Genomic DNA, 25358 nt, shown 5'->3' on the forward strand with positions numbered 1-25358 from the left:
TACAAAAGTAAAAAAAATCCCGATGTAAATCGGGATTATATAATAGAAACAAGTGTTAAAATATCCACTTTAAATGACCTGTTTTGTAAACATCAAAAACATAGTTTCCTTCAACTAATAAAATAAAAGATAGATAAAGGATTAAGAAAACTACTGTCCAAACGATAGATCTTCTAAACCATTTTTTCTCACCTTCCATGTGCATGAAAGCCCAAGTAATATAATAAGCTTTTACAATAGTTAAGATAATGAACAACCAGTTTAGCAAGTTCATTCCAGCGAAATTGTTAAAAAACAATGCCTTTGGTTTATAGATACCGAATAAAACTTCTACGATAGTAATTACAGATAGTATTCCGAAAACTACCCAAATTCTTTTTGTATTTGATTCGTGTGCGTGTGCCATGATATACTTTTATTAAATAATTATACTAAATAGAAGAAAGTAAATACGAATACCCACACTAAATCGACAAAGTGCCAGTACAATCCAACTTTTTCAACCATTTCGTAACTTTTTCTTTTCTCGTAAGTACCTAATAACACATTAAAGAAAATGATGATATTAATTAATACTCCTGTAAATACGTGAAATCCGTGGAAACCTGTAATAAAGAAGAAGAAGTTAGCAAATAATTTATGACCGTACTCGTTTCTAACTAAGTTAGCACCTTCTACAACATATTTAGCTTCAGCTAATCTTTTTAAAGATTCTTCTCTTGATAAAACAGTTTTATGTTTTTCAGTATTTAAATACTCTGAACGAACTAAAATAGACTCATCTGCTTTAAAACCTTCAACAACTTCATTAACAGAATAGGTTGGTAAAGAAGCTTCACTCATGAACCACATACCATTATTTCTGTTTAATTGCTCTCTTGCTTCTGGTAATGTAGCAGCAAAATCAGCTAAAGCTACTCTTTTAAAAGTTCCGTCTTCTTGTTTTTGAACAAATTGTAAGATTGAACCCCCTTTAGTTTCAACAGCACCATATTCTCCTTTGATGAAATTTTTCCATTCCCAAGCTTGAGAACCCAAGAAGATAAAACCACCAACAATAGTTAACAACATGTAAAATGCTACTTTAGTTTTTTTCATGTGATGACCTGCATCAACTGCTAACACCATAGTAACTGAAGAGAAAATTAAGATAAAAGTCATTAACGCAACATAATACATAGGTGCATTTACGCCATGTAAAAATGGAAAGTGGTTAAAAACTTCATCGGCGATAGGCCAAGTTTCAATGAATTTAAATCTTGAAAAACCATACGCGGCTAAGAAACCAGAAAAAGTTAATGCATCTGATAAGATGAAAAACCACATCATCATTTTACCATAGGTTGCTCCTAATGGTCCTGGACCTCCGTCTAAAGCGTGTTCGTCTGTAATAACTGTCGCTCCCATAAATTTTTTAATTGTTAAAAAGTTCCCAAATTTATTATTTTTTTTCTATTTGAAAAAATAGAAAAATAAAAACAGATAAACCCAAATAAAATCCATAAAGTGCCAATACATCGCACTTAGCTCTATACCAAGGGTTTGAGCCGAATTGTATTTTTGTTTATAATGATTATAAATTACTACTAAAAGCGAAATAATACCCCCTAAAAGGTGTGCAATATGAACTAAAACAGCGATATATAAAAATGAAGTAGTTACATTACTTTCACTTCCTGTAAAAAAGTAGCCATTTTCAATTACTTGCCCAAATCCTTTAAACTGTAATACTATAAACGCAATTCCAAGCGCTAAAGTAATCAATAAAAACATTGAAGCACCATTTCTGTTGTCTTTTTTTGTTGCTTGTAAAGCTAAGTAAAAAGTAAAACTACTTACTAACATAGCTACTGTACTGATTACAAATGCAGAAGGCAATACAAAATCTTTCAACCAATCTGGTCTTGATTTACTTACTACATAGGCACTTGTTAGTCCAGCGAAAATCATACAGATGCTAATCATCCCAAACCACAACAACATTTTGTACGTTCTGCCTTTGCGAGCTTGTTCTTCTTCCAAAGTCATTCTATTTTCCATAACTATCGTAAAAATTTATCTATAACATATATTATTTGCAACAAGGAAATGTACGAAACACTAACAATCATTAATTTTCTTGCCGCTTTTGCATCCATTTGTTTGTGTAACTGTACCGCATAAAACAACATCCATAATCCTAACAAAAATACGATTACCGCTGCAGTTTTCGATAAAATCAAATTTCCGGTAAACCCAAAAACTGGAATTATCGAGGCTAAAATCATCCAAATCGTATATAAAATCGTTTGAAGTGCTGTTTTTTTATCGCGTTCTCCTGTTGGCAACATAAAGAACCCAGCCTTTTTGTAATCGTCATACAAGAACCAACCGATGGCCCAAAAATGTGGAAATTGCCAGAAGAATTGAATAATAAATAACGTTCCAGCTTCAATTCCGAATTGACCTGTTGCAGCTACCCAACCTAACATAAAAGGAATAGCACCTGGAAAAGCTCCAACAAAAACAGAAAGCGGCGTTACCGTTTTTAATGGCGTATACAAACTCACATACATGAAAATCGAAATTGCGCCAAACATAGCGGTTTTAGGATTTACATTGTATAAAATAGCTAATCCTAAAATGGTTAAAACACATCCTAAAATAAAAGCATTTTGTTTAGAGATTCTACCAGAAGGTAATGGACGATTTTTAGTTCGGTCCATTTTGGCATCTAATTCAATTTCTATGATTTGATTGAAAACATTGGAAGCGCCCACCATGCAGTAACCTCCAACGATTAATAGTGCTAAAACCAACCATTGAAACGGTTGTTCCTCATTAAATCCTAACAAATAACCCGCAATAGTAGAAACCACTACACTAATAGATAAGCGTGCCTTTGTAATTTCTACAAAGTCTTTGTAAAAAGATTTTTTAATTTGAGGTTGAGTATTCGTGTCCACTTTAGTGTTTTTCGCTGTGAAATTGCGCGCAAAGATACGATATGAAAATTAGAATTTAGAATTTAGATTTTAGAAAATTCGTTAAATCTACTAATAATCAAAATACCAGTTAAATAAATCGCTTCTTAATCCAATTGAAAACCAAGTGGTGTTTGATTTTATTGTTGCTGCAGTTTCAGCTGTTGGGTCGAAATTTCTCAACATTACATTTCCAAAAACTTTTAAATTTGAAGCTGGATTAACTAAATACCCTACTTGTAAATCAGCAATCATAACCGTTGTTTTATTTCCTTGCGCAATTGAAACCCCAGTATCGTATGGGCGATTTTCATCGTAATCTAAATATATATTACCTCCGTAGTTGAAGTTATCGGTTCCGTTATTAAAATCAAATCCGCGTTGGCCGTAAATTAATTTCGCATCAGCAAAATATCTTCCTTTATAATAACGTGCAATAGCAATAAATTCTCTAAAATTCGCTCCCCATAAATGCCCCATACTTTGATTGTTGTGACCGTAATTAGTAATTGGATCACTATGCGAATACACGTAAGGACGCACTTGATTATATTCTACCTGAAGTAATAAATTCTTTATTTTAAACGCATCATAATACTTAGCTCCAATTTGGTATGCAAATTTATTTCTCCAACTTTGATTGCTTTGTTTTACATCACCAATTGCAAACTCGTCAATTAAAAACTGTCCGTAAAAGTTAATTTGATTGTTCAGTTTGTATTTTGAAGTTAATCCAAGCAATGCATTTCCTGTTTTAGACGATGAGCCAAACTCAACCGTTCTGTAAAAAATTAATGGATTCACAAAATTAAAATCGAAACCTCTATCGTTGGTATTCGTCCAAACCACATTTTCAAAGAAACCTAAATTCCATCTTTTAGTTACATTCCAACTCAAATAATGACTTGCCATGTATTTTGTAGTATAGGTTCCGTCAACTGTAGCGGCATCACGAACATCTTTTAGCCACATGTAGGTATTGGTGTATTTAATTTTCCAAAAAGTAGTGTTGATTTTGAAATACGGATATGGGCTTGCACCATCACTTTGTAATAAAGAACGATATCCATCACCTAAGAAATTTCTTCCGTAACCTAGTTGTAGATTTACAAATTTACTTGGTTGGTATTTGATATTTGCTTCTGCCAATGGAAAATCATAAGCATCCTCTTTAAAACGTTTGGCAATTCCAATTCCTGGGATAATCGCTGAATTTCCACCCGAAGGACGAATACTTTCTGCGTATGCATTGTAATAATCAGCAAATCTACCTTGACTTTCATAGATAGAAGTTGTAAAAGTTAATTGCTTTCCTAAACCACCATTTACAATTAAACCTCTTGTGTTAACAAATGTGTTCGAAGCTTCACTTTCAGTATCTTTTCCTAATCTAAAATCGAAAATTGGATTTAGAGTGAACCAATATTCTTCACCTTGAATCGCTACTAAATTTTCGTTCCATAGTTTTCTTCCCCACCAAGATGCTTTTTGTTTCGCAAAAGATTGGTTTGCCGTTTCAAAATCATAATATTTTGCTACTTCATCATACGAATAAGGTTTTGAAGCCGTGTGATTATTGCTTCCTACTTGATTTAACAAAGCATCGAAAACACCATAATTTTGATGTGAAAACTGCACAATTCCCGAACTTTTAAACTGCGGATTTTCGAATGGTTTTATCACCAAATCATCGTATTCTGATAATTCTTTTTTGTTATCAATTAACAGCGTATTTGTTTTGGCATATTTAGTAGCTACATCTTCTAGAGTGTTTGGGGCAACTAAAGGAATATTGATTTTTATAGAAAATTTGGAATACGTTGGCTTTCCTGCATAAGTAGCAGGTGAAACTTTTGGCAATGATTCAAAAACACGAGCAGCTTCTTTTTTTAGTGACTCATGTGCTGCGTCGGTATACAAAACCTTGAAATCTCCCGTAGTATCCACTTCAAAAACAGCAATTACTGTTCCTTTATAATTTTGATCTTGAAGTTCTTGTGGTACTTTAAAATTGTTATAAAAATAATTTTGAATCGTATTATAAAAGCAAGATTCCTGTTGTTTACCAGTAGCATTTACACAATCTGAAAATATTGGAAATTGTTCATTTGACGAATGTTGAGCAAAAGTTGTAAATCCGAGAAACAACAATAGGAAACAGTATATTTTTCTCATAAGATATTTTTAATAATCGCTATTTGAAATTTCGCCATTTGCAATTGCTATAGCAGCTGAAGTTCCAATTCGTTTTACGCCTAATTGAACCATTTCTACAGCTTCTTCATAAGTTCTTACTCCTCCTGCAGCTTTAACGGGTAGCGGACAAGAATTTTCAAGCATTAATTTAATGGTTGGAACTGTAGCTCCATTTGGAACACCTTCTGGCGTTTTATAAAAACCTGTTGATGATTTCACAAATACCTTATCGTATTCTTTTTCACTAAAATTAGCAATTACCACATTCTTAATTAATGCCGATAATTGTACAATTTGATTATTATCTAAAGCTGCTACTTCAATTATCCACTTTACAATTTTATTACACTCTAATCCTAACTTTGTTCCTTGTAAAACTTGCTCTTTTACAACATCTATTTCACCCCTTTTAAAAGCCTCATAATCTACCACATAGTCCAGATCATCAACACCATTTTCGATAGCACGTTTCGCTTCTGATAATTTATTATCTAAAGTTCCATTTCCTAATGGAAAATCGATAACAGTTCCAATAGTTACTTTTGAATTTGATTCTTCAATCATTCTTTTTGCCAAAGCAACTTTATCTGGACGAATCATAATCAATTTAAAATCATTATCAATGGCCTCTTGAATACAATTTTTAACAACTTCTGTGTTTTCATCTTCAGAGAGATTTGCCTGAGCTGCTGTTTTAAGATAGGTTGAATCTAAATATTGCTTGATGTTCATTTCGTAAGAATTAAAAGTGTAAAAATAAAAAAATCCCATCGAAATGGGACTTTTTATCACAATATTATTTAGTTATCGTATTTTAAACACAACAGGAATCGAATATTTGATTCTCACTGACTTATCTCCTTGCTTAGCAGGAATTAATTTAGGAACTCTCTTTACTGCTTTTTCGGCTGCTTTTTGCATTTCAGAAGTGGCTCTTTTATTATTTAAAGCCACAACATTAGTAATAGTTCCATTCTCATCGATTATAAATTCTACTTGGGCTACCCCTTGCTTTCCAGCTTCTAAATCTTCTTCAGGATATACTAAGTTTTTCACAATCGCTTTAGCTAATTGTTCATCGAAACAAGCTTTTTGTTCTGCTCTACTTAATCCTTTACAAGTTGGAAACATGGGCAATTGTTCAACCGAAAAAGGTGAGTATTCTGATGGGGTTTCAACTTTACCAGTATTATCAGGATTTACGATTGGATTTGAATTTGTATTGCTTTGATTATCCCCATGACTATCTTGACTTGCTAATTTTGTTTGATTATCCTCCTTTTTAGGCTCTTCTTTAGTAATTTTAAAAACCTGTGTAAGTGGACTTTTTGTAACTAATGGTTTAACAGTAATTTGAGGTTTCGTTATGGGCGCAGGATTGTATACAAACGTTTCTTCCTCAGGGATATCTACTGTAGGAATATATTTTGCTTTGTATTTTTTATCCTCAAAATTAAATTCAAGAATAAAAAGCACCACTAACATCGTAGCAATTAAACCAACTTGAAAATAGATAAAACTATTTTTTGATCTTTTCGGGAAATCGACATTTGCTTTCATAATTATATAGATTAATAGTTAACGGTTTGTTAATTAGTCTATACAATTTATGTGCCAAAAAAAATCCCAACTTTTCAGTTGGGATTTTATATTATTGTAATTTGAATGTAATTGGCTGGCTGTATTTTACTTTTACAGGTTTACCTCTTTGCATACCAGGTTTAAATTTAGGTAATTTAGAGATTACTCTTAGAGCTTCTTTTTCAAGCAGCTCACCACCTTTAGGTCCTCTAGCTTGAACATTAGTAATACTTCCATCTTTATCAATAACAAAAAGAACTGATACTCTACCTTGAATATTATCTTCCATTGCTCTTTCAGGATATTGTTGGTTTTTCTTAATATGCTTAGCCATTTGCTCCATAAAACACTCTAATCGTTTGTTTTTAGCAACACCTTCACATCCAGGAAAAACAGGAACATCTTCAATTACAGCAAAAGGAACTTCTTCATCAATTTCTTCAGCAGTTCCTCCCTCTTCTCCGTATGAAGAAGCTTGAGTTACAACTACAGCTTTATTTTCATTTACTTCCGTAGTTTCAATTTTCTTTTCTTCTAAAACTTGTTTGTTATCAACAATTTGAATTACTTCAGGTGCTGGTGGAGGTGGAGGTGGTAGTCTTTGTGCAGGAGGCATTGTTAAAATAACCTCTTCTTCATCTGCTATCATGTTATCTGCAACACCAATTTCTACAGTTTCTTCGATTGGATCTTGAGATTTCATCTCTAAACTCACATAAGTTAACATTAATACTGCTGTTAAGCCTACAAGAAAATAAAGAGAGCTATTTCTCTTTGGATCAACATTTGGATTTTTCTTTACTTCCATAACTTTATTTTTGAAGGTGCTAATATACTTAATATTAGAAATGTTTTGAAAAAAAATTAAAAAAATTTATTCTTATAATAAAGCAAAACAATTAAACCTACGAATGCTCCGATTGTATTTGCCAAAAAATCATAAAAATCTGCTTGTCTTGTATTTGTTAATATCTCTTGTAAAACTTCGATAATTAAGCCATAGCTCATTGCAACTAGGAAAACAAATAGATAATATTTTCTATTTGAATCATTTTGCCTTTTTACTAATCCCCATAATATTACAAAGAAAAGGTAAAATAAGAAATGTACTATCTTATCATTACCAACAGATTTTATTTTTGAAAATGAATTTACACTTACCAAACTTGCAACAGTTATAACAAAAGTCCAAATTAAAGCAAGCCAAAAGAATTTACGCTCCAATAAGTGCTTTATAATCTTCACTTGACAAAAGTGTATCAATCTCATCAATATTAGAAATTTTCACCTTTACCATCCAACCATCACCATAAGGGTCAGTATTTACTTTTTCTGGACTTGATTCTAAAGAATCGTTAAATTCAATAATTTCTCCTGATAAAGGTAAAAACAAATCAGAAACTGTTTTAACCGCTTCAACTGTTCCGAAAACTTCGTCTTTATTTAAGGTTTGATCTAATGTTTCTACTTCCACATAAACAATATCACCCAATTCTTTTTGAGCAAAATCAGTAATCCCTACAGTAGCAACGTCACCATCTACAGAAACCCATTCGTGGTCTTTAGTGTATTTTAAACTAGTTGGTATATTCATTTGTTTTTAATTTTGAAGTACAAATGTAATTTTATTTATTGAATAGAAAAAAAGGTTTTTGTTATTTTTTTTTGCAAAAAACTTTAAAAATTAATCTCTATTTAATTTACTTAATAATCATTTAATTACCAAAATTGTAACGTAGTGTAAATCCGCTTCTAATATTTGTTGTTGGAAAAGAAGTTGATATTACAGCTTGAGAAAATTGATGATCATAAAAGAAAATTGCTGTTAGATATTTACTAAACGAATAATCGGCAGTTAGTTTTAGAGACCATAAATTTTGACCACCTCCTAATTGATTGTTGTCATAATCTAAATAACGAACAATAGTATTACTTTTTCGTAGAGAAAAATCGGCTTTCAAATTAATATCACTTTTTATAACTCCTGAAACATTATCGGCTAAAGCAGAATTAATAGTTACATCTTTGATTCTATATCCTAATCCAATTATGTATTCATTACCAACAACTTCCGTCAACAAATTATTATCAAAACTCATATTTAGAGTTCTATCCTTTTTTATTTCAGCAAGAAATTTTAAAGAATTTTTTAGAGTAAAATCAACTTTAACAAGAGGATTGAATTGTTCTACTAAATTTACATTAGATACTATTTTATTAGCAAAGAAATTACCATTAGCATCCGTTGGTGATGAATTTAAATTTGATCTGAATGCATTAACATTGTAACTAGCTCTGTAACCATGCTGTATAGAAAACATTTTAAAATTTTCTTTAAACCATGAATAACGCATTAGTCCGGTATATTTAATATTCCAATTTGGCAAAGGGGTGTTTCTAAAAACCCCTGTAGAAACTTTACCAGCATCTATTCCTGAATAAGCCGCTATAAAAGAAGGAAGTAAAACCTGCTGACTATTTTTCCCATACCCTACAGGATACCCATCTGTATCCCTAGGAAAAACAGATGAACCATAGTAGTTTTCAGCTAGTCTATTTGCAACAACTAACCTATTATCTCTCATATCTTGAAATGCTTCTGAAAAATTTAAATCACTTTGTGAAAAGGCCGTCTTTATAAGAATTGTAGAAATATTAAAATTACCAAAATCGTATGGAGAACGTGAATTATAAACTCCTCCAGAAACATCATATTGCTCAGAAAAATTATAAGTATAAGAACGATCTGCATTCAAATCTATTGTTAAGTCTGGAAAGACTTCAACTTTTGCTGTAAGATTTAATTTTTTGTTTTGTATTTGAGTGAAATTTTGATTAAATTCTGGAAAGGTTGTAAGCCAACCATTTTTTGCCGCTTCATATCGAACATCTGCTTGACTTCCAAAAATAAATCCTAAAGTAGGTTTTGATGATCCAAAAAATCCTAATCCTGGCAAATACCCTGGCAAAACCGTTCCTCTATTTTCTGTATAATTAATTTGTATGTTTTTTACACTCGTAAGAACTCCTATTAAACCAGCGGAAAACACGCTTCGCTCTGTTGAAATATTTTTATTTGCTGGAGCAGCTGTAACTTTTTGCCCTGGCTTTGGAGCAGCTTGTTTTTCTTTATTCTTTGCACTTTTATTAGATTTTGTTTTGGTTAAACCGATATACTTATAAAACAAATCCATATTTAAGGCTGTATTCAATTTATGAGAACTAGCATTTTGAATTGTATTTCCAAGTTGGTAAAGAGTTCCATCTTCAGCTTGAATGGAAGAAAACGCATCTGAAGAACGTTGCCAATTATAATCACCTGTGTAAGTATATGTAGATTTTACAAAACTAAATATAGGCAACTTACTGATAGGCAAATCATAATTTACAACAAATTGTTGGTTGTGTTGATTAGCTTGTCCTGTATTCCAATAATCATCCCATATATCAAGACCATCAATAGGCATGTTATTTTCATCAAGATAATTTCTAACAATATTATTGGAAGAAGCTGTATAATTAACCTTAAGAGACTTTGTTATATTATAGTTTAATCCGTATTGATAATTAAAAAAATAATTTCTTCTATACAAATCACCTAATCCAATACCTTGAACATCTACCAATCTAAATCTTTGCTTATTAAATTGTCTTAAAATAGTTGAACTAAAAGAAATATTAGTCGGTAAAAAATTAAAATTAAAATCGGATAGTAATTTATAATAACTACTTTTCTTGAACAACTTTGTTTCTTTGAAAGGCTCAACACTTAAAGGTTTAAATGAATATGCGTAATCAACAGTAGATCGATTTTGTTGATCAACTAGATTTTCAATTTCATAATCATGATGTTGTGTTTCGTTAAGTGAATACGATAGCGTAATATTCTCTACATCATAAAAATGAGGTTTCTTTTCTGGATTTTTTTCTTTCTTAACACCAATTAAATTTATACTTGTTCTCTTAGTATAATCTATTGCACGATTCTCTATATTAGAACGCTCAGTAGGATCAGAAGTGAATTTTAAGAGTTGTTTCAATTCAATATCTTGATAGAACGGATCGAATTTAGGAGTAATTGTTTGTTCGCCAACACCATAATTTAATGGTAAATTAATTCTCCATTTTTTTGGTAATAATTTACCTAGATTTAAATTAGTAACAATATCATATTGAAAAACATCTTCTCTGCTTCTTTCATTAGGACCTTGCTCAAGAGATCCAAAGCCAATTGTACTCATTCGAGTTGTTGCAGAAACCGTTGCAAAATCGGCTAAATTAGTATCTAAGTTTGCTACTGCTGCGTATCCTCCTTTATTGTCCATATCTGACATACGCAACTCATTAAACCAAACTTCTCCTCTTTGAACTTGACCCGACTTATTTTTTACACCTATCATTAAAGTTCTAACCAATCCAAAATTTGGATTCCCTTTAATCCCTAGTGTTAATCTGTTTTTTGAAGACCCAAGATTCTCCTCTTCTACAAAACCAATTCCATTAGGATCGTAAACAATTGAAGGATCACTAGCCAATGATAATATTTTTAATTTAGTTAATAGCGATAGAGGTACTTCGATTTCATTTTCAGCCGGCCAAATAGCATCTGCAGAAGATTCTCCAAAAGCAGTAACCTTTAATGGGATTTCTACTTGATAAAAGTTATCTGTAAAATCATTTCCAAATCTTATAAAAGCAATTAGATTATCATCTTGTAAACCTCCATTCTCAGTTCCTTCAGCATGTAAAAACATACGCAATTTTTTAAATTGTCGCATATCAACACTCACATTCTTAAAAACAGCTCTAGAATCATTTGGTTGTAACCCTTGTGAAAGCCCACCAGTTTTGTCATATACTCTTAAAGATAATGACTGTTCATTTTGATTTATAACGGTATTATTATTATATAATTGTTCTCTAACTACTCCCGGTGGTGTAACATACTTAATAGGACTTCTATTACCATTTTCCTGAATATTTAAAGCAACTACATCAAAACCTGTATTATCATCATCAGGATTAGGATCATTGATATCTAACGAATTAACAAATCGTCTCCATTCTCCTCTAACCAAATCCAAAGCTCCAAAACGTAATGTAATTTCATCTTTAAATCCTGTCATGTACATTCGCATAAATCTTATTGATCTAAAATCATTTATTGGACCAACTTTGTTAGCGTCAGTAAATTCTTGTATTGGAATCTTATACAAAATCCATCTTGCATTAGCAGTTTGTCCATTAGGTAAAACATCTGTAAATTTTCTAGAATCTACAATATAATTCTGTCCAATAGGAACTCCATTATCTGAATCAGGATATTTTAAGATTGGAACCTCAAATTTAAAATAAGCATTAATCGTGTTCATTGTGTTATCGCGATTAATATCTTCAACATCAGGATAAGTTGTATTTCCTCTATTGGTATCGGTAACATTAACAGGTGAATTCCTTTCAAATCCGTTATAATTTTTATATCTAGAAACAACACCTCCATCAGCATTCAAATAAAATTGATAGTTATCCGCAGATGGGTCAGGTTGTGATGCAAATTGAGGATATTTTATTGCCTCATCTCCATCAATCAAACCATCAAATCCAACATCTTGTACTTCCCTATTGTTAGCATTGGTATCAAATGCATATATTAATGATTGAGAAGCTGGTTGTTCTCCCCATTCAGTAGAAATTGTTGGTTGATTTGAATTCGCTTCTGGTAATCCATTTTCATATTGTTTTCGACCATCACGTAAAATATCTTCAGATATCTCACCTAAATTAAAAACTATTTTACCTGTATTATTAGGATCTGCCACATCTCCAGAATTACCATAGTAAGGATCAAGAACCCAAAATTGGATATACTCTACATTTGATTGTTCAAAATTTGTTGAATTTATGGAACGCATAATACCAGCCCAATTTTCTGGAGCTTCAATTTCTGAAAATTGATTAGTTGCTGCTATATCGGGATTATAGTTATAAGGTCCTCTTTCTTTAGGATAGTAAGTCATATCTAATGTACTAACTACTGTTGATTGTCCTTGTGCAATGTCAGTAACAGGATATAATTCTCTACTAAAAATTCTTCTTGTCCTATTTGATGACAAATCATTATCAGAAATTCCTGCTGGAGGTTGTACATAAAAAACGGGGTCAATTGAATACCAAGATAATTTAGCTCTTTTATAACCTACATTTAATGCATCAACTACTGGCTCATCTGAAGTTATATTGCCATCAAAAGCCCCTTCTAATGGAACACTCGCTAAGGACCATGCAAGCGGGGTTCTCATGTCTATAGTTGATTGTGAACCTTCAAAATCATCAATATAGCTTGTAGGTTCTCCATTAAATTGGTCGGCTTTAGATGCCCCTGGTTTCAGATAAGCAATTTCTCCTCTAAGTGATATATTTGAGGGAACATCAGTATCTACATTAGGAAGTTTATTTACTAATCTAGTTAAAAATGGTACTTCAGTAGAAAAATTCCCGTTAAATCCAAAGATTGTATTATTAACCGATTCTTGTCCGTAATTTGATTTTGTGGTAAATGGACGTTCAGTTAAATTTAACATAGTTGCATTAACCACAAATTTATCATTAAATTTATGTTCAACATTAAACCCCCAAAACCTTCTCGTTTGCTGCCCAAAAACAGCGTTATTTTCTACAGAAACTTCAACAGGAGTATTTGCAAGAGAAGGATCTAAGATATTCACTTTACCCATTTGGTAATTTACTGTATAATCCACACCCTCTACTAAAATTCTTCCTCCTGCCTTAACAACAACCGATCCTTGTGGAACATTAAATGCTCCTATAGAAATACCATCGCCACCCATCGATTTATAGCGACCCTTAATTTGAAATTTATTCTTTGCACTCTCCTGCAGTGCTTTTGCCTGAGTTGTTTTATATAAACTTCTAAAAACATATTTAGCCTGATTACTATTGTAAGTTGAAACTAAATCATAATTTTCTGAAAGTGAAGATAAGTCTAATTTATTAAATAAATGCTTTCCAAAAGGTTCTGCTTTAAGGAAAATAATTCGCCCTTTTAAAGGATCTATTGTCAATCCTGGATAAAAATCAAAAAAACCATCGCCTCCATTTTGAGGGTCATTTGTATAATTCAATTTATCCAAATCAAAAACTTTTAATAATGGTGTATCTGCAACATCAGAGGGAAGTGCGTCTGAACCAGCTTGTGTAATGTAATTTAACGGTGATGGGTCAGTATATAAAATATTTAATTTAAAATCTTCTTGTTGCAATTGATATCCTCCAGGAATTTGATAAATATTTTTCATCATTAAATTCCACGTTGGCATAGTAAATTTAGGATCAACACCACCTATTTGATATTCTGAAACTGTTAAATTACTTTTTAAAAGTTTTAATATTAACGCCTGAGAATTAGGTATACCGCCCGAACTAACATTAGTAGCATCCACACCATCTGTCCCAAATTCCCCAACCTGATAAACCTGATCTCCGATTGTATATTGATATGCAACGGCTAAAACTTCATCATTAGCCAAACGTTGATTAAGCGAAATATAACCCAGCTGCGGATGAAATGTATATTCAGAAGATGTTAATTTTCTTGCATTTTCTAATTTTGCAAAGTCAACACCTTCGGCCATTCCTGTTATATTAAACCCATTAGAAGCAGTTGAAACATCTCGAATAGAACTATTCAAAAAATTACTACCAATATTACTTGGATCAAATTTATTATTAGTATTACTAGAAGGTGTATCTGGAGATACATTATAAAAATTAGGGTTAGATACCAAATTAACATGAACTGTTTCTTCTGGCAAAACATTTGTCAATGGTCCTTCTCCAATATCTTGTAAAGCTACAATGTTTCTTAAATTATTATCAGTTGAATTAACCCTATTTTGTTTGTTAGTAACCCAAACTTCAATTCTGTTAATTTGAACTCTAGAATTTATGTAAGGAAATGTTTCTAAAGCCTTGTCGTATTTATCTCTAAAATATTGGGATAAAAAATAGTGTCGGTCCACATCATAATCCAACGCAAATAATTCAAAATCTTGCAAAGTTCCTCCACCTTGAGCAGTAACTGATTTTGTTTGTGATTTTTGTTCAGAAAAAACACCTGTAAAAGTGGTTTTGCCAAATTGTAACTGAGCTTTTACTCCAAATAAATTTTGAGCACCTCGTATTAAAGAATTTGAAAGTGGAAAACTAACATTACCTACCTCGATCTTCTGTATAATATCATCCTCCGTTGGTGTGTATTCTAGTTTTATTAAATTTTGAAAAGCAAAAGTTGATTGCGTATCATAATTAATATTAACATTCAATCGTGTACCCACTTTTCCCTGAAGTCCTACACTAATTCTTTGATTAAAATCAAAACTAGTGGTCTTTCTGTTTCGGGGAGAAAAAGAAGGATTATCTTGTTTAGTAAAACGAACTCCTAAATCTAATTCCACAGAACCTGTGGGCTTTATATCAATAGTATTACCTCCAAAAATTGTTTCAAAAAATTTAGAATTCACGTAATATCGAGGTAATAAATCTCTTTTTGCTTGCTCTGAGCCTGCTTTTTTACCATCAATTGCATCCGACTTCTCTTGATAATATTTTCTCATCTGTTCACGCAAAACCAATTCTTGATATTGTTTTGGCGTTAAAATCATAGGATAGTTGATACTATAACCATCAACACTACTTGTAAAAATATACCTATCTGTAGCTGAATCATAGGTATATTTATCAATTATACTTGCAGGATTTGGCATTTTAAGTTTACCTAAATCAACACCTGTTTTAACAGAATCTTTTTTTTCTTCATCTACCTGAGCTTGTAGTGAAAACGAAAAAAGCATACAAAAGAATGCAAGGCTATATTTTAATTTACTAACCGTTTTTATGATATTTTTTTTCAAGTTTTATAAATTTTTTAAAGCTTGTTTTATTAAGTTTTCTACAGAGGCATTTGGGGTATCTCTTATAATTTTATCTATCACTTTTTCGGCCGCTTTTTTTGCAAAACCTAAAACCTCTAAAGCAGATAACGCTTCATCTTTATTTGTATTGCTTTCAACCACAGAAACTTCATCCAAATTGTACACTTTTAACACTTTTTCTTTCAAATCTAAGATAATTCGTTGTGCTGTTTTAGCTCCAATTCCTTTCATCGATTGAATCGTAGCCACATCATTAGCAGCAATAGCCTGAATAATCTGAGCTGGCGCCAAAGATGACAACATAGTTCTTGCTGTACTTGCTCCTACACCTGAAACCGAAAGTAACAATTTAAAAAGTTCTCTTTCTTGCTTTTCAACAAATCCAAACAAACTATGCGAATCCTCTTTTACTTGAAGAAAAGTGTATAATTTCAAACTCTCTGAATCTGGAATTAACGAAAAAGTATGCAATGAAATATGAATATGATAGCCCACACCATTGCAGTCAATTACAACTTCGGTAGGTGTTTTTTCAACTAATCTTCCTTGAATGTGCGCTATCATATTATCAATTATCTGTTTTGTTTTCTATTTTTCTCTTGTGCATCTACAACAGCAACTGCCGCCATATTGACCATTTCTTCAACACTTGCACCTAATTGGAACACGTGAACTGGTTTGTCTAATCCTAAAATAATTGGTCCAATTGATTCCGCCTTGTTCAACTCTTTCAGCAACTTATAGGTAATATTTGCTGCATCTAAATTAGGAAAAATAAGTGTATTTACTTTTTTATTTACCAATTTCGAAAATGGGAACTTATTTTTAAGCATATCTGGATTTAATGCAAAATCCGTCTGAATTTCTCCATCAACAATTAAATCAGGAAAATTTTCGTGAAGATATGCTACTGCTTGACTCACTTTACTTGGCCCTTCATTGTGTGATGAACCAAAATTTGAGTAAGACACCATTGCAATTACAGGTTCCATTCCAAACATTTTAACGGTTTTAGCCGTCATTAAAGCAATTCTCGCTAATTCTTCAGCTGAAGGATTTGGATTGATAGCCGTATCCGATAAGAAAATCGGACCTCTTGCTGTCATCATCATATTCGTAGTAGCAATTTTAGAAACCCCTGGAGCTTTATCAATCAATTGCATTACTGGCTTAATAGTGGTTGGATAACTTCTTGAATATCCTGTAACCATAGCATCGGCTTCACCTGTATTCACCATCATTAAACCGAAATAGTTACGCTCACGCATCCATTTTTCGGCATCTAACAAAGTAATTCCTTTACGCTTTCTGGTTTCCCAAAAATGATTAGCATACTCTAATCTTTTTGCTTCCGATTCTTTTGTTTTTGGATCAAAAATCGGCACTTCAGTATCAAAACCAATTTCTTCTTTTAACTCTTTTATGATTTCTTGATTTCCTAATAAAATTGGAAAACCAATACCTTCTTCATGAACAATTTGAGCTGCTTTCAATACATCAATTTGATCCGCTTCTGCAAAAATAATGCGTTTTGGATTGGTTCTTGCTCTATTGGTTAACAAACGAATCATTTTGTTATCAGAACCCATTCGTTCTAATAATTCGTCTTTGTATTTTTCCCAATCCGTAATTGGCGCTGTTGCCACACCTGATTCCATAGCAGCTTTGGCTACGGCTGGTGGAACTGCTGCAATTAATCTTGGATCAAAAGGTTTTGGAATGATATAATCGCGACCAAACGTTAATTTCGTTTCGCCATAAGCAATATTTACTTGCTCTGGAACTGATTCTTTTGCTAATTCCGCTAAAGCGATAACAGCTGCTTTTTTCATTTCCTCATTAATTTTTGTAGCTCTAACATCTAAAGCACCTCTAAAAATAAATGGAAAACCTAATACATTATTCACTTGGTTAGGATGATCAGAACGGCCTGTTGCCATAATGATATCTTTACGAGTATCAATAGCTAAGTTGTAATTAATTTCTGGTGTTGGATTTGCCATCGCAAAAACGATTGGATTATCCGCCATTGACAATAACATTTCAGGCGTAACGATATCTCCAGAAGACAATCCGATAAATACATCAGCACCTTTCATAGCGTGAGCTAAATCGTCATAATGTTTATCCGTTGCGTAACGGCGTTGCATATCCGTAACTCTTGGGTCGTCTTTTCTTAAGGCTCCTTTACTGTTGAACATTACAACATTTTCAGGTTTTACACCAAAAGAAACATATAAATTAGCACAAGCAATAGCAGCCGAACCAGCTCCAGAAATGACCATTTTCACTTCTTCCATTTTCTTTCCTGCTAACTCTACTGCATTCAATAAAGCGGCTGATGAAATAATTGCAGTTCCGTGTTGGTCATCGTGCATTACTGGAATATTCAACTCTTCCACCAAGCGTCTTTCAATTTCGAAAGATTCTGGTGCTTTGATATCTTCTAGGTTAATTCCTCCGAAAGTTGGAGCAATATTTTTTACCGTTGCAATGAATTCTTCGATATCTTTTGTTCCAACTTCAATATCAAATACATCAATATCAGCGAAGATTTTGAACAACAAACCTTTTCCTTCCATTACAGGTTTTGAAGCTTCTGGACCAATATCTCCTAAACCTAAAACTGCGGTTCCGTTTGAGATTACAGCGACTAAATTTCCTTTTGCGGTATATTTATAAACGTTGTTAACGTCTTTTTCAATTTCTAAACAAGGTTCTGCTACTCCTGGAGAATACGCTAATGCTAAATCTCTTTGTGTTGCATATTTTTTGGTGGGAACTACCTGAATTTTTCCAGGTGTTGGTTTTGCGTGATATAATAAGGCTTCTCTACGTTTACTATCTTTATGCATGGTTTTTTATTTTACTAACTTACAAATATAAGGGTATACGTATAAAATGAGAAATTATTTTGGCATTCTTTTGAAAAAAATAAATGGATTAATGAAATTTAAAACTAAATAATCTTTGATTTAAATTTAACCAAAATAATAAATATGAAAACTCCGAAAATTGAAATTAACAAACTATTTAAATATTTATCAATCTCATTCTTAACAACAAATAAGTTAGGATTATCTTTAAATGCCACAATATTTATCTCTTGATTTAATTTGTAAAAATTATGTTCATGTATACCTCTTTTAAAATTTTCGAATTTAACTCCATTATAATAATATTCTAACAAATATTTAAACGATTTATGAGTCCCAAAAGTATTTTGTTCTTCCTTAATAACTTTTGCAATTAATTCAAGCGGATTTTTCTTTATTTCTTTTACATGTGTATAATTAGAATAAGAAATAATCGCATTTATGGCAAATAATAAAATCGAAAAAGTAATTAAAAAATAATAAGCGAATTTTCTTTTTTCGGACTCAATCATTTAATTTTCATTTATAAGTTCTCTTTCTTAATATAAATCTAATTTAAGGAAAAGTGATATTATTCGCAGGAAATTTTTACTTAAAAAAATCTAATATGCTCCTAAATATCAATTTAATTCGAAATTAAACCCTTTACCTTCTTAAACCCCCTCATTAATAAAACAGCTACTAAACCAAATGCGATTCCCACACCAAATTCAGCTATAACAGAAGGAATACTATGTGGAATTAAATGATGCAAATAATCAATATTATGAAGGAAAATTCCTCCCGAAACTAATATAAGCGCGATGGTTCCAACTACGGCAAGAAACTTAATGACTAATGGTAGCGCTTTAATTAAAACCCCACCAAAAGAAGATAAAAATCCTTTATCGTTACCTTTTCGCATCAAATAAAATCCAGCGTCATCCATTCTTACAATTAAAGCTACGATACCGTAAACTCCTACAGTGGCAAGAATAGCTACTAAAGTCACGCTTATAATTTGAGTAATTAATTCGTGTTGTTTTTCCATTGCCGTTCCAAGAGCGATGATGACAATTTCAAGCGACAAAATAAAATCGGTTTTAATAGCCGAACTTACTTTTGCTTTTTCAGAATGTTCGTCATTTTCCTCCAATTTGCTTTCAGCGATAACTTCTTCTCCTTTTTTAGCACGATGAAAAAAGTATTCGATAATTTTTTCTACTCCTTCATAAGCTAAATAAACTCCTCCAATGATTAAAGCGGCTTTAATAGCTGGTGGATATAACCAATTCAAAACAAAAACAACTGGAAGAATAATCAATTTATTGATAAACGAACCTTTTGTAATTGCCCACAACACAGGAATTTCTCTTGAAGCTAAAAAACCTGTTGCTTTTTCGGCATTCACTGCTAAGTCATCTCCTAAAATTCCTGCTGTTTTCTTGGTTGCTAATTTACTTGTCATTGCTACATCGTCCATCAATGCAGCGATATCGTCTAAAATTGCGAAAAATCCTGATGCCATAATTTTATTTTTTCTTTTAATTACTCTCAAAACTACAGTAAAGTTTTGAAATTGAAAACATTTTTTTGTCTGAAAAACACTATATCATTTTATTTCTTCAAGAAATTGATATTACGAAGTAAGCCTTCATATTTAGTTCGTTTAACCGCAGAATTTTTAAATACCTTTTGGAAAGTATCAACTGTAATTTCTTCCCAATCCGATTTTGAGAAATTCACAATATCTGGATTTGCTTCAAAAAGTGGTTCATTATGAGGTTTTGAAAATCGATTCCAAGGACAAACGTCTTGGCACACATCACAACCAAACATCCAATCATCAAATTTACCTTTCATTTCTTGTGGTAAATTGTCTTTCAATTCAATCGTGAAATACGAAATACATTTACTTCCATCTACCACATAAGGCGCTACAATAGCTTCCGTAGGACAAGCATCTAAACAAGCGGTACAACTTCCACAATGATCGGTTGTTGGTGAATCATATTCTAATTCCAAATCAATAATTAATTCGGCAATAAAATAAAAAGAACCGACTTTTTGCGTGATGAGATTGCTGTTTTTCCCAACCCAACCCAAGCCACTTTTTGCCGCCCAAGCCTTATCTAAAACGGGTGCCGAATCTACAAAAGCTCTACCTGAAACAGCGCCAATTTCGGTTTGGATGAAATGCAATAATTCTTTTAATTTCTCTTTAATTACGTAATGATAATCTTGTCCGTAAGCGTATTTGGAAATTTTATAAGAGTCATCATTTTGAAGTTCGGAAGGATAATAATTCAATAATAACGAAATTACACTTTTGGCATCATCCACCAATAAAGTTGGATTCAAGCGTTTGTCAAAATGGTTTTCCATGTAACTCATCTGACCGTTCATATTGTTATTAAGCCAATTTTCTAATCTAGGTGCTTCTTCTTCCAAAAAACCAGCTTTGGAAATACCGCAAGACAAAAAGCCGAGTCTTTTGGATTCGGCTTTGATTATTTGTGAGTATTTTTCTTTGTTGTTTATCAAATTAGAACAATCCTCCTTGAATATTGTGTTTAATTTTTCCTAGATGCTTATAAGCTTTTTCTGTAACTTCTCTTCCTCTTGGAGTCCTAATAATAAAGCCTTCTTGAATTAAAAAAGGTTCGTATACTTCTTCAATGGTTTCTCCACTTTCGGAAACTGCAGTAGCTAATGTTGTTAATCCAACGGGGCCACCTTTGAATTTATCGATAATTGTGGATAGTATTTTATTATCCATTTCATCTAAACCGTGAGCGTCAACATTTAATGCTTTAAGAGCAAATCTTGCAATTTCGATATCAATTTTACCATTTCCTTTGATTTGTGCAAAATCTCTCACACGACGTAATAAGGCATTAGCAATACGAGGTGTTCCTCTACTCCTACCTGCGATTTCAATGGCAGCTTCCATTGTAATTGGCATCTTTAAAATCGATGAACTTCGTTGGACAATTGTGGTTAATAATTCGGTATTATAGTATTGTAAACGACTTTGAATTCCGAAACGAGCGCGCATTGGAGCAGTTAATAAACCCGAACGTGTCGTCGCTCCAACTAAAGTAAAAGGATTCAAATTAATTTGAACAGTTCTGGCATTTGGACCCGATTCAATCATAATATCAATCTTGAAATCCTCCATGGCAGAATACAAATATTCTTCCACAATTGGACTTAAACGGTGAATTTCATCAATAAATAAAACATCGCGTTCTTCTAAATTGGTTAACAATCCAGCTAAATCACCTGGTTTGTCTAAAACGGGTCCTGAAGTAATTTTAATTCCTACTCCTAATTCGTTTGCTAAAATATTAGCTAAAGTCGTTTTTCCTAAACCTGGAGGTCCATGAAACAAAGTGTGATCTAATGCTTCATTTCGCAAATTAGCCGCTTGTACAAAAACAATTAGATTTTCTAATACTTGTTCTTGTCCAGAAAAATCATCAAAACTTAATGGGCGCAATGCCTTTTCGATATCAATATCTTGCGGAGAATAGAATTCTTTATTGGGATTTAAATTATCATTCATAAAAGCAAAGATAAGTAAAGTTATAAAACAAAAACCTCTCCGATTGGAGAGGTTTGTATATTGTGGAAAAAATCTTAATGATGTAAAACTTCTTCTCCTTCTTTCATTGGTGTAACTTGAGTAACGAAATCTTCATCGTGACCTGGTTTACTATAATCATAAGGCCATCTGTGTACTTCAGGAATTTCTCCAGGCCAGTTACCGTGAATATGCTCCACTGGTGTAGTCCATTCTAAAGTATTAGATCTCCAAGGATTTTGAGTTGCTTTCTTACCATAGAAAATGCTATAGAAGAAGTTCCAGAAGAATACGATTTGGAACGCAGCTCCAACGATTGCAAACATTGTAATTAACACGTTTACATCAGCTAATTCGTCAAACAATGGGAAAGCTGTATTTGTATAGTAACGTCTTGGTAAACCAGCCATTCCAATAAAGTGCATTGGGAAGAAAACTCCGTAAGCACAGATAGCCGTTACCCAGAAGTGAACATAACCTAAGTTTTTATTCATCATTCTACCGAACATTTTAGGGAACCAGTGGTAAACACCAGCAAAAAATCCGTAAAGTGCAGAGATACCCATTACTAAGTGGAAGTGAGCCACTACAAAATATGTGTCGTGAACGTTAATATCCAAAGTTGAATCTCCAAGAATAATACCTGTTAAACCTCCCGTAATGAAAGTAGATACTAATCCGATAGAGAATAACATAGCAGGATTTAATTGTAAGTTACCTTTCCATAATGTAGTAATATAGTTAAATGCTTTTACTGCAGATGGAATTGCAATTAATAATGTTGTAAAGGTAAATACAGAACCTAAGAAAGGATTCATACCTGACACGAACATGTGGTGACCCCAAACAATAGTTGATAAGAATGCAATTGCTAAGATAGATGCAATCATGGCACGGTAACCGAAGATTGGTTTTCTAGAGTTTGTAGCAATAATTTCAGAAGTAATACCTAAAGCAGGTAATAATACAATGTAAACTTCAGGGTGACCTAAGAACCAAAATAAGTGTTCAAACAATACTGGAGAACCACCTTGGTAATGTAAAACTTCACCTTGAATAAAAATATCTGACAAGAAGAATGATGTTCCAAAACTTCTATCAAAGATTAATAATAATGCTGCAGAGAATAATACTGGGAAAGATACGATACCAATAATAGCTGTTACGAAGAAAGCCCAAACAGTTAATGGTAATCTTGTCATTGTCATCCCCTTAGTTCTTAAGTTGATTACAGTTACAACATAATTCAAAGACCCCATCAATGAAGATGCAATGAAAATTGCCATAGAAGATAACCACAAAGTCATTCCTAAACCAGATCCAGGAATAGCTTGAGGCAAAGCACTTAAAGGAGGATAAATTGTCCAACCTGCAGATGCTGGTCCTGATTCAACAAATAAAGAACAAATCATGATAACACAAGAAACGAAGAACAACCAAAAAGAGAGCATGTTCATGAATCCTGAAGCCATATCGCGTGCTCCAATTTGTAATGGAATTAATAAGTTACTAAACGTACCACTTAAACCAGCGGTAAGTACAAAGAATACCATTATTGTTCCGTGAATAGTTACCAAAGCAAGGTAAATATCATTACGCATTACTCCATCAGGTGCAAAATTATCACCTAAGAATACTTTGAAAATTTCGAAAGATTCTTCTGGCCATGCAATTTGCATACGGAAGAATAAAGATAAAACAACTCCAACAATACCCATTAATAAACCTGAAATAAGGTATTGTTTCGCTATCATTTTGTGATCAAGACTAAAGATGTATTTAGTAATGAAAGTTTCTTTATGATGACCGTGATCGTGTGACATACTAATTCTATTATATTTAATATAAAATAACTTATTTAATAACTTGAGCTACAACTTTGGTTGAATCAACAGCTACTGCATTAGTAGCTTCAGCAGCAGCAGGGGCCGGAGCATTAGCTTCTTTCCATTGTTGTGCTAACGTTGGTTTTTCAGCTAACCATTTTTTGAAATCTGCTGGTGTATCTACAACAATTTTCATTTGCATATTGTAGTGAGAAGCACCACAAATTTTATTACATAATAATAAATAATCAAATGTGTAAGGATCTAAAGCGGTACCGCCTTCAGCAACTATTTTCTTACTATTCTCTGTACGGATTTTATTAATCTTATTCACTTTAGCCATGATAGCTTCATCATTTCTCATATCAGCAGTTGTAACTGTTGGAGTAAAAGCAAATTGAGTAATCATACCCGGAACGCAGTTCATTTGCGCTCTAAAGTGAGGCATGTAAGCCGAGTGTAACACGTCTTGTGAACGCATTTTGAAAATTACTTTTTTTCCAACTGGTAAATGTAATTCAGTAACAACTTTATCATCTTGAGCAGCTGGATCAGCTAAATCAACTCCTAAAGTATTGATACCTTCAATTAATCTTACATTCGCTTTACCTAATGTTTTATCATCACCTGCATAACGAGCTTCCCAACCAAATTGTTTTGCATATAATTCGATTACGATAGCATCTTGCTTGTCTTCTTCATTAACAAACATAATGTTGTTCCAAGTGTATAAACCATACATAATTAAACCTGCTAAAACGATAACTGGAATAATTGTCCAAATTGCCTCTAACTTGTTGTTATCAGCAAAATATAACGCTTTTTGACCTTCTTTACCTCTATATTTAAAAGCAAAGTAGTGTAATAAAAACTGAGTAATAGTTTGAACAAAGAAAATGATAGCAAAAGAAATGTACATTAAGTTATCATAATCAGGACCGTGCTCAGAGGCTGGAGTACCTAATACTAAATCTCCCCAAGCATATAATGAGTAAATTGTAAATAAATAAATGAAACCTACAAAGGCAAACATTAAGTAACCATTTACACTATTATCTTTATCATTAGCAATTTCAGCATCATCTGAAGAAGCGCCAATTTGGGTTAAATCAAAAATTTTAGTCAATTGCCAAACAGCGATACCTACTAGAACTAAAATTATAAATACCAAGAAACTTGTCATTTTTATTTCTTTTTAACTATTAATAATGAAAATGTTTACTTTCCTCAATTAAAGGATTTCCTTTTGGAACTAATGGAGCCTTAGTTAAAGCTGTAAATACAACGAAGATAAATAATCCTAAGAAGAACATTAAAGCTCCAATTTCAGGAATACCAATAAACCATTGATCACCAACTGTTGCAGGCATAATCATATTGAAGAAATCAATATAATGTCC

At 32.4% G+C, this 25358-nt stretch carries 19 protein-coding genes and 1 pseudogene; all 20 read right to left on the minus strand.

Going from position 1 to position 25358, the window contains the following annotated elements:
- Positions 1-55 precede the first annotated feature (55 nt).
- The gene (locus tag Q0075_RS02615) at positions 56-406 is read right to left on the minus strand and encodes a cytochrome C oxidase subunit IV family protein (protein WP_026724344.1); all 351 of its coding nucleotides are present in this window, start codon (positions 404-406) and stop codon (positions 56-58) included.
- A 20-nt stretch (positions 407-426) separates the two neighbouring features.
- Positions 427-1407, minus strand: coding sequence for a cytochrome c oxidase subunit 3 (locus Q0075_RS02620; protein ID WP_297868162.1), 981 nt, complete (start codon positions 1405-1407; stop codon positions 427-429).
- Between the two features lie 45 nt (positions 1408-1452).
- Positions 1453-2040: a cytochrome c oxidase subunit 3 gene (locus Q0075_RS02625; RefSeq protein WP_291109479.1), complete on the minus strand. Its 588-nt coding sequence runs from the start codon at positions 2038-2040 to the stop codon at positions 1453-1455.
- 2 nt (positions 2041-2042) lie between these two features.
- Positions 2043-2945: a heme o synthase gene (gene cyoE, locus Q0075_RS02630; RefSeq protein ID WP_297868163.1), complete on the minus strand. Its 903-nt coding sequence runs from the start codon at positions 2943-2945 to the stop codon at positions 2043-2045.
- Positions 2946-3035: 90 nt separating this feature from the next.
- Positions 3036-5138 (minus strand): gliding motility protein RemB, encoded by a 2103-nt coding sequence (locus Q0075_RS02635; protein WP_297868164.1) that lies wholly within the window; start codon positions 5136-5138, stop codon positions 3036-3038.
- A 9-nt stretch (positions 5139-5147) separates the two neighbouring features.
- Entirely contained in the window at positions 5148-5891 is a 744-nt protein-coding gene (deoC, locus tag Q0075_RS02640; protein WP_297868176.1) for a deoxyribose-phosphate aldolase, read from the minus strand.
- 72 nt (positions 5892-5963) lie between these two features.
- Complete coding sequence (locus Q0075_RS02645) at positions 5964-6719, minus strand: energy transducer TonB (protein WP_297868165.1); 756 nt, start codon at positions 6717-6719, stop codon at positions 5964-5966.
- Positions 6720-6810: 91 nt separating this feature from the next.
- A complete protein-coding gene (locus Q0075_RS02650) occupies positions 6811-7548 on the minus strand; it encodes an energy transducer TonB (protein ID WP_297868166.1) in 738 nt (245 codons plus the stop codon).
- A 56-nt stretch (positions 7549-7604) separates the two neighbouring features.
- A complete protein-coding gene (locus Q0075_RS02655; RefSeq protein ID WP_297868167.1) occupies positions 7605-7964 on the minus strand; it encodes a VanZ family protein in 360 nt (119 codons plus the stop codon).
- A complete protein-coding gene (gcvH, locus tag Q0075_RS02660; RefSeq protein WP_291109491.1) occupies positions 7954-8334 on the minus strand; it encodes a glycine cleavage system protein GcvH in 381 nt (126 codons plus the stop codon). The genes Q0075_RS02655 and gcvH overlap by 11 nt, the downstream gene beginning before the upstream one ends.
- Positions 8335-8455: 121 nt before the next feature.
- Positions 8456-15610: a cell surface protein SprA gene (gene sprA, locus Q0075_RS02665; protein ID WP_297868177.1), complete on the minus strand. Its 7155-nt coding sequence runs from the start codon at positions 15608-15610 to the stop codon at positions 8456-8458.
- Positions 15611-15673: 63 nt separating this feature from the next.
- On the minus strand, positions 15674-16255 hold the full coding sequence (gene ruvA, locus Q0075_RS02670) for a Holliday junction branch migration protein RuvA (protein ID WP_297868168.1): 582 nt from the start codon (positions 16253-16255) through the stop codon (positions 15674-15676).
- An 8-nt stretch (positions 16256-16263) separates the two neighbouring features.
- On the minus strand, positions 16264-18546 hold the full coding sequence (locus Q0075_RS02675) for an NADP-dependent malic enzyme (protein ID WP_297868169.1): 2283 nt from the start codon (positions 18544-18546) through the stop codon (positions 16264-16266).
- A gap of 104 nt (positions 18547-18650) precedes the next feature.
- The gene (locus tag Q0075_RS02680) at positions 18651-19079 is read right to left on the minus strand and encodes a hypothetical protein (protein ID WP_297868170.1); all 429 of its coding nucleotides are present in this window, start codon (positions 19077-19079) and stop codon (positions 18651-18653) included.
- Positions 19080-19192: 113 nt separating this feature from the next.
- Positions 19193-20074, minus strand: coding sequence for a DUF808 family protein (locus Q0075_RS02685; RefSeq protein ID WP_297868171.1), 882 nt, complete (start codon positions 20072-20074; stop codon positions 19193-19195).
- 89 nt (positions 20075-20163) lie between these two features.
- Entirely contained in the window at positions 20164-21090 is a 927-nt protein-coding gene (queG, locus tag Q0075_RS02690) for a tRNA epoxyqueuosine(34) reductase QueG (protein ID WP_297868172.1), read from the minus strand.
- Position 21091: 1 nt separating this feature from the next.
- Entirely contained in the window at positions 21092-22114 is a 1023-nt protein-coding gene (gene ruvB / locus Q0075_RS02695; RefSeq protein ID WP_297868173.1) for a Holliday junction branch migration DNA helicase RuvB, read from the minus strand.
- A 74-nt stretch (positions 22115-22188) separates the two neighbouring features.
- Positions 22189-23955: a cbb3-type cytochrome c oxidase subunit I gene (locus tag Q0075_RS02700; RefSeq protein ID WP_297868174.1), complete on the minus strand. Its 1767-nt coding sequence runs from the start codon at positions 23953-23955 to the stop codon at positions 22189-22191.
- Positions 23956-23986: 31 nt separating this feature from the next.
- Positions 23987-25141 carry a cytochrome c oxidase subunit II gene (locus Q0075_RS02705; RefSeq protein ID WP_297868175.1) on the minus strand — a complete coding sequence of 385 codons (1155 nt, stop codon included), beginning with the start codon at positions 25139-25141 and terminating at the stop codon, positions 23987-23989.
- Positions 25142-25160: 19 nt separating this feature from the next.
- Positions 25161-25358, minus strand: a pseudogene (locus Q0075_RS02710) (quinol:cytochrome C oxidoreductase); the annotation flags it as partial.

Origin of the sequence: uncultured Flavobacterium sp., assembly GCF_937967675.1 — a bacterium.
Classification (GTDB): Bacteria; Bacteroidota; Bacteroidia; order Flavobacteriales; family Flavobacteriaceae; genus Flavobacterium.

Coding starts and splice junctions, on each gene's coding strand:
- Q0075_RS02705 (WP_297868175.1), bottom strand. CDS start 25,141: ATGACAAGTTTCTTGGTATTTATAATTTTAGTTCTAGTAGGTATCGCT.
- Q0075_RS02680 (WP_297868170.1), bottom strand. CDS start 19,079: ATGATTGAGTCCGAAAAAAGAAAATTCGCTTATTATTTTTTAATTACT.
- Q0075_RS02620 (WP_297868162.1), bottom strand. CDS start 1,407: ATGGGAGCGACAGTTATTACAGACGAACACGCTTTAGACGGAGGTCCA.
- Q0075_RS02635 (WP_297868164.1), bottom strand. CDS start 5,138: ATGAGAAAAATATACTGTTTCCTATTGTTGTTTCTCGGATTTACAACT.
- Q0075_RS02645 (WP_297868165.1), bottom strand. CDS start 6,719: ATGAAAGCAAATGTCGATTTCCCGAAAAGATCAAAAAATAGTTTTATC.
- ruvA (WP_297868168.1), bottom strand. CDS start 16,255: ATGATAGCGCACATTCAAGGAAGATTAGTTGAAAAAACACCTACCGAA.
- Q0075_RS02650 (WP_297868166.1), bottom strand. CDS start 7,548: ATGGAAGTAAAGAAAAATCCAAATGTTGATCCAAAGAGAAATAGCTCT.
- Q0075_RS02685 (WP_297868171.1), bottom strand. CDS start 20,074: ATGGCATCAGGATTTTTCGCAATTTTAGACGATATCGCTGCATTGATG.
- Q0075_RS02675 (WP_297868169.1), bottom strand. CDS start 18,546: ATGCATAAAGATAGTAAACGTAGAGAAGCCTTATTATATCACGCAAAA.
- gcvH (WP_291109491.1), bottom strand. CDS start 8,334: ATGAATATACCAACTAGTTTAAAATACACTAAAGACCACGAATGGGTT.
- ruvB (WP_297868173.1), bottom strand. CDS start 22,114: ATGAATGATAATTTAAATCCCAATAAAGAATTCTATTCTCCGCAAGAT.
- Q0075_RS02615 (WP_026724344.1), bottom strand. CDS start 406: ATGGCACACGCACACGAATCAAATACAAAAAGAATTTGGGTAGTTTTC.
- deoC (WP_297868176.1), bottom strand. CDS start 5,891: ATGAACATCAAGCAATATTTAGATTCAACCTATCTTAAAACAGCAGCT.
- sprA (WP_297868177.1), bottom strand. CDS start 15,610: ATGCTTTTTTCGTTTTCACTACAAGCTCAGGTAGATGAAGAAAAAAAA.
- Q0075_RS02625 (WP_291109479.1), bottom strand. CDS start 2,040: ATGGAAAATAGAATGACTTTGGAAGAAGAACAAGCTCGCAAAGGCAGA.
- Q0075_RS02700 (WP_297868174.1), bottom strand. CDS start 23,955: ATGTCACACGATCACGGTCATCATAAAGAAACTTTCATTACTAAATAC.